Genomic DNA, 6,645 nt, shown 5'->3' on the forward strand with positions numbered 1-6,645 from the left:
TCACCGGAGTCGAGGTCCTCAGAATGAGGCTGGGGCGGATCGATGCGACAGGACGGAGAGCGGCGGTTCCGATTCCCGGGGCGACCCTTGCGGTGCCGTGCGACCAGGCGATCCTCGCGATGGGCACGGCGCCGGAGCGGAGCATTTGGCGAGGCCTTCCCGCGACACGGCAGGGATACCCGAGTGCGGACCGGCGCGCGAACAGGGTCATGGACAATGTCTATGCGGGCGGCGACGTTCTCGGCGGGGAGCAATCGATCGTCGCCGCCGTGGGCGACGCCAAGAGGACGGCGCGGGCTATCGCCGCGTCCCTTGAGCGGAAGGGCCGAGGCGATGAGTAGGAAAGCCGATCGAACCAAGAGAGATCGCGGGAACGCTCGGGTCGCGGGAGGGGCGAGCCGCCGGAGGACGAGCGCGCTCGACCACGGGAGCGAGAGCGCGGAGGATCGGCTCGATCACGAGGCTTGCTACTCCTACGAGAACCTGAGGACGCGCTTCTGTGGGATCGAGTTCGAGAACCCCTTCCTCCTTGCCGCCTCTCCATGCACCGACAAGATGGAGATGGTCTGCCGCGGCCTCGACTCCGGATGGGCGGGCGCCGTCCTGAAGACGACATCCGTCGAGGGGACGCCGGTCGATCTCGCCTATCCGATGATGACCTCTCTCGACCATGGATCGCAGCGGCTCGTGGGGATGGGGAACATCGATCTCATCAGCGAGCACCATGTCGGCGAGGTGTCCCGCCGGGTTCGCGCGCTCAAGAAGCGGTATCCGTCGAAGGTCATCATCGCGTCGATCATGGGGACCAAGCGCGAGGACTGGCAGGGACTGGTGCGGCGGCTCGAGGACGCCGGCGCCGACATGATCGAATGCTCATTCTCCTGTCCGCAAGGGAGCATGGGCGAGGAGCCGGGCCGGATGCTCGCGCAGTCTGCCGATGCGACCGAGCGGGTCGCCTCGTGGGTCAAGGCGGCGGCGCGCAGGGTGCCGGTCGCCATCAAGATCACTCCGCAGGTGACCGACATCGTCGAGATCGCCAAGGCCCTGGAACGCGCGGGAGTCGATGCGATCACGGCGTCCAACTCGGTCCCCGCCCTGATGGGCGTCGATCTGGAGACATTCGTCCCGCGGCCCGCTCTCGGAGACAAGACGGCCTACTCGGGATTCACGGGCCCCGCGATCAAGCCGATCACTCTGCGCACGATCGCCGAGATCGCGCGGAATGTGCCGATGCCGGTTCTGGGCACCGGCGGGGCGGCCGATTGGCGGGACGCCGCCGAGTTCATGCTCCTCGGGGCCGGGGTCGTCCAGTTCTGCACCGCCGTGATGCACAGAGGCTTCAGGATCATCGATGACCTGAGGAGCGGGATGTCCCTCTATCTCTCGGATAAGGGGATTCCCTGCCCGGAGGGGATCGTCGGGAAGTCACTTCCGCGCATCGCGTCGCACGACGACCTGCCGCGGCGAAGGGTCCGGAGCGTCGTCGTCGAGGAGAAGTGCATCCGGTGCGGACTCTGCTATGTGGCGTGCAGAGACGGAGGGCACATGGCGATCCGCTGGAGCGAGGAGCGCCTGCCGAGGGTCGATGTCGATCTGTGCACGGGATGCGGCCTCTGCGTGAATGTCGCGCCCGTCGAGGGCTGCATCGTCCTGGACGTGGCGCGGCCGTCGCGAACCGAACGGCTGTCGCGGCCCGCGCGGCCCAAGGGGCCCAGAAGGCGGGGAGGCGCCGCGTGAATCGCACGCTCGTCGAGGGGGGGCTCGTCTTCACGGGAGAGGAAGTCCTCGCGGGGGCCACGGTCGTCATCGACGGCGAGCGGGTGGCCCGCGTCATCCCATCTCGCTCGGTCGATGGAAGCGGCCGTCCGGGCGATGGACCTCGCCTTCCCGGCGATGGAGGCGGTCGTCGGGGCGAGGGAGGATGCCTTCCCCGCGATGGAGACAGCGTCGTCCACGCATCCGGACGCCTCGTCACGCCCGGCCTCGTGAACGCGCACACCCACATCTACTCCGCCCTCGCGAGGGGGATCCACCTCAAGGACCCCGCACCCGGCAACTTCCGTGAGATCCTCGAGCGGCTCTGGTGGCGGCTCGACCGCGCGCTGGGCCCCGAAGAGATCAGACTGAGCGCCCTGCTGCACGGCATCGAGTCGCTGCGGTCCGGCGTGACGACGATCTTCGATCATCACTCCTCTCAGAGGTCGATCCGCGGCTCGCTGGCCACGATCTCCGGCGCGCTGGACGAAATCGGCCTTCGAGCGGCCCTCTGCTTCGAGGTGTCGGACCGCGAGGGCTCCGACGCGGCGCGCGATGGGATCGAGGAGAACCTCTCCTTCGCGCGCGATCTGCTCGCGCAATCCGCTCCTCTGCGCGCCGCCCACTTCGGGCTGCACGCGTCCTTCACACTCTCGGATCGCGCGCTGAAGCTCTGCCGGGAGTCTCTCGCCGGCACTGTCGGGGAAGGGGTTCTTGGTTTTCACATTCATCTGGCCGAGGATGGTATCGACCAGGCGCTCACGAGGGAGCGGCATCGGCAGTCGGTCGTCGAGAGATTGAAACAGTGGGAGATCCTCGGACCGCGATCGCTCTGCGTCCATGGGGTGCATCTGGAGGAAAGGGAGAGGGAGATCCTCGCGGGAAGCGGGACATGGCTTGTTCATTGTCCCGAGTCCAACATGAACAATGCGGTCGGCGCGGTTCGTCTTTCGGACATGCGGGAGGCAGGAGTCCGTCTCGCGCTCGGGAGCGACGGATTCACGGCGAACATCACGAGGGAGTGCCTGACCGCCCACCTGCTGCAGAGTCACATCAGGAGCGACCCGAGAGCCGGGTATCTCGAGGTCCCGTCGCTGCTCCATGGAGAAAACGCGGCGCTGGCGGCCGGCGTCTTCGGGGAAGGGGTAGGCAAGATCGTCGAGGGGGGTCCGGCGGATCTCGTCCTCTGGGACTATCTCCCGCCGACGCCGCTCGATCGGACCAATCTCTACGGCCACCTCCTCTTCGGCCTCGTCGATGCGCGGGCCTCGAGCGTCTGGATCGCCGGTCGATGCGTCCTGCGCCATGGGCGGGTCGTGGGCGTGGATGAGGACGAGGTGATCCGGGGTTGCGAGAAAGGCGCGAGGCAGTTGTGGGAGAGACTCTAGCGCGAGTCCAAGGGATCATGCGGCGGCCGGTCGCGCGCGCGGCGCTCATGGCCGTGGCTCTGACCTTCATCCTCTTCGCGGGCTGCGCCGGCGATGAACGGGATGTTATCGCCCCGGTCGGCAGGAAGGTGGCGCTCTACGCCGATCATGGCTGCTGGCCTTCCTCGATCACGGCCGCCAGCAAGATGTTCGAGTGGATGGGTCTCGCCGTGACGAAGGTCGACGCGGCGACGATCAACAGCGGAGGGCTGGCGGGGTACGATCTCTTCTGTGTTCCCGGCGGGGACATGTACCGGTACTCGCAGAGCATCACATCGTCCGGAAAGGAGAGGATCCGAGACTTCGTCGCGCAGGGGGGCGCCTATGTGGGGATCTGCGGCGGCGCCTACTTCGCCGGCGAGAGAGTCTTCTGGAGGGGACAGCAGCTACCGATGGCCCCGCTCGGCCTCTACCGTGGATATGCGCGCGGGCCGATCGACGAGATCGCTCCCTACCCGGACTCGACGATGTGCCGGATCGATCTGGCGGGGGAATCGCATCCAATCACCGCCGCGATTCCCGACTCTGCCTGGGTGCTTTACTACTGGGGGCCCGCGCTGTTTCCGGAGGACGAGAACGCGGTCGCGGCGATCGGCCGTTACACCATCGGAGGCGCGGCCGCCGCGCTCGCCTTCGACTTCGGAGCCGGTCGGGTGTTCATCATCGGGGCGCATCCGGAGATCGAGGAGGACAGCGATCGAGACGGCGTGGGAGAACTCGATGTCCTCGAGGATAGGGGGTCCGACTGGGATCTGATGCGGGCGGTGGTTCGATGGTGCGTCCGGGAGTAGGACGCGCTGTGTCCGCGCGCGGGGGCCCTCGCCCGAGAGGAGGGATGGCGTGAGCGGCTTCTCCTTCGTGCAGGGGCTTCGCTGCGTCGGCTGCGGGCGCGACTACGCGATCGAAACGGGGCGCCACACGTGCCCGTCCTGCGGCCCCCTCCTGGGAACGCTGGATCTGACCTACAATTATAGGGATCTCGCCGCGGCGCTCGTCCCCGCGGCTCTCCGCGCGCGCCAGGACGCGACGATCTGGCGTTACCACGAACTCCTGCCGATCCGGGATCCCCTTGCGGTGCCGCGCGTTCCGGTCGGGCTGACGCCGCTCTATCTCTTCGACGGCGATCTCGACTTCCCCGTTCCCAGGGCGCTGTGGCTCAAAGACGACACGAGACATCCGAGCGGTTCCGCGAAGGACCGCGCGACGGCGGTTGGCATCGCGAACGCGCGCGAAGTCGGAGCGAAAGGGATCGCGGCCGCCTCCACAGGCAATGCGGCCTCATCCTTGGCGCTCTTTGCGGCGCGAGAGGCTCTGCCCTGCCTGATCTTCGTTCCGGCCGCGGCTCCGGCGGCGAAGCTCGCGCAGATACGGGCGCACGGCGCGACCTGTCTCGCCGTCGATGGGAACTATGATCAGGCCTTCGAGCTTTGCGCCGAGGTCAGCCGGCGCCACGGCTATTACAATCGAAGCACGGCCGTCAATCCGTATCTCGGGGAGGGGAAGAAGACGATCGCTCTCGAGATCTGGGAACAGCTCGGCTTCAGGATCCCCGATGTCGTCGTCGTTCCCGTCGGGGACGGATGCATCCTCGGAGGCGTTCACAAGGGATTCCGGGATTTGCGCGAAGCGGGTCTCGTCCAAGGGCTCCCGAGACTGATCGGGATCCAGGCCGACGGTTCGGCCGCGCTCGCCCGCGCCTGGCAGGCGGGGAAGGACCGTTGCGACCCTGTCGAGGCGAGAACCGTGGCCGATTCCCTGGCGGTCTCGATGCCAAGGGACCAGATGAAGGCGCTGCGGGCGGTTCGTGAGACGAACGGCGCGTTCCTGACGGTGAGCGACGATGAGATCCTTCGCGCGCTCTCGCTGCTCGCCGCGAGGTGCGGGATCTTTGTGGAGCCGGCCGCGGCCGCCGCACTCGAGGGACTGAGGCGCGGGCTCGAGGAAGGGGCCATCTCGCCGGCGGAGGAGGTGACGATCCTCCTGACGGGGCACGGACTGAAGGACATCGAGGCGGCGTGCAGGGCCTCCGCGTGGAATGAGCCGTTGCCGATCGCGCCGGAGGTGGGCGCCGTCGAGGCGGCGCTGGAGGCGAGGGCCCGCGAACTCGGGACGGCGAGGTTGCCATGAAAGACGTGAGAGAGCTTGCATCCCGGGCGCAGGGCGAGGCGGTGGAGTTCCTCAGAGATCTGATCCGCATACCATCCCCGTCGGGAGACGAGGCCCGGGTCGTCGAGGCGATCGCTCAGAGGATGCGGGAGGGCGGGTTCGATGAGGTCCTGATCGATCCGTTTGGGAACGTCCTGGGGAGGATAGGAAGAGGGAGGCGCGCCATCGCCTTCGATGCCCATGTCGATACCGTCGGCGTCGGCGATCCCGGCCTCTGGACGGTCGATCCCTTCGAGGGCGTCTTGCGGGACGGGATTGTCTACGGGAGGGGAGCCTCCGACCAGAAGGGCGGGATGGCGGCCCTCGTCTATGCCGGGCGGATTCTGAAGGAGATCGGACTCGGCGGCGACCTGACCGTCTGGATCGTGGGATCGGTTCTGGAAGAGGACTGCGACGGCCTCTGCTGGAACTACATCCTGACAGAGAAGGAGATCGAGCCCGAGGTCGTCGTCCTCACCGAGCCGACCAACTTGCATGTCTACCGGGGTCACCGGGGAAGGATGGAGATCGAGATCACCACGCGGGGCATCTCGTGCCACGGATCCGCCCCGGAGCGCGGGGTCAACGCGATCCATCGAATGGCGCCGATCCTCGGCGGCGTCGAGCGGCTGAACGCTCGACTCGCGTCCGATCCCTTCCTGGGCAAGGGGAGCGTGACGGTGAGCGAGATCCGCTCGACGGCCCCATCCTTGTGCGCGGTCGCCGACTCCTGCTCGATCCATCTGGATCGACGGCTCACCCTGGGCGAGACGGAGCAGGTCGCGATCTCGGAGATCGAGGAGATCGTCGCCGGGATGAGGCAGGGAGGAGCGATCGAGGTCGAGATTCCGCAGTTCACCCGCCCGTCGCACACAGGGCTTGTCTATCCCATGCGGCAGTACTTCCCCGCCTGGGCGCTGCCCGCGGATTCTCTCCATGTCGAACTCGCCCTCAAGGCGAGGCGACTCGCCCTGGGCGAGGAGGGAGACGCGGGGCGATGGATCTTCTCGACCAATGGGGTCGCGACGATGGGGCTGCATCGCGTGCCGACGATCGGCTTCGGTCCCGCCAGCGAGGTCCACGCGCATGCGCCGACCGACCAGTGTCCCGCCGCCGACATCGGGGCGGCCATCGCCTTCTATGCGCAGTTCGCGCTCCTTTGTGCGGGCGATCGGCCATGAAGAGCTATCGGCGGGAACTCTGGTTCATCGACGATGACGAGGGCGGCCTCCACCAGGACTACGAGGAGTGGCTCGAAGGGCGCGCGGCCCATCCCGCCATCCGACTCCCCCTGCGCCAGTCCCACGCTTTCCGCGCG

Annotated in this window: 5 protein-coding genes; all 5 read left to right on the forward strand. The window is 67.5% G+C overall.

Features of this window, described 5'->3' with window-relative positions:
• The first annotated feature begins 42 nt into the window (after positions 1-42).
• From preA to FJY88_10690, 5 genes are read left to right on the forward strand one after another with little or no spacing between them, the layout of a single operon-like run.
• A complete protein-coding gene (preA, locus tag FJY88_10670; GenBank protein ID MBM3287795.1) occupies positions 43-1,737 on the forward strand; it encodes an NAD-dependent dihydropyrimidine dehydrogenase subunit PreA in 1,695 nt (564 codons plus the stop codon).
• Entirely contained in the window at positions 1,605-3,143 is a 1,539-nt protein-coding gene (locus FJY88_10675; GenBank protein ID MBM3287796.1) for an amidohydrolase family protein, read from the forward strand. Before preA ends, FJY88_10675 begins: the two co-directional genes overlap by 133 nt.
• A gap of 17 nt (positions 3,144-3,160) precedes the next feature.
• Positions 3,161-3,973: a hypothetical protein gene (locus FJY88_10680; protein MBM3287797.1), complete on the forward strand. Its 813-nt coding sequence runs from the start codon at positions 3,161-3,163 to the stop codon at positions 3,971-3,973.
• Positions 3,974-4,022: 49 nt separating this feature from the next.
• Positions 4,023-5,309 (forward strand): threonine synthase, encoded by a 1,287-nt coding sequence (gene thrC, locus FJY88_10685; GenBank protein ID MBM3287798.1) that lies wholly within the window; start codon positions 4,023-4,025, stop codon positions 5,307-5,309.
• Positions 5,306-6,508 (forward strand): YgeY family selenium metabolism-linked hydrolase, encoded by a 1,203-nt coding sequence (locus FJY88_10690; GenBank protein MBM3287799.1) that lies wholly within the window; start codon positions 5,306-5,308, stop codon positions 6,506-6,508. Before thrC ends, FJY88_10690 begins: the two co-directional genes overlap by 4 nt.
• The last annotated feature ends 137 nt before the right edge of the window (positions 6,509-6,645 follow it).

It is taken from the genome of Candidatus Eisenbacteria bacterium (assembly GCA_016867495.1).
Taxonomy (GTDB): domain Bacteria; phylum Eisenbacteria; class RBG-16-71-46; order CAIMUX01; family VGJL01; genus VGJL01.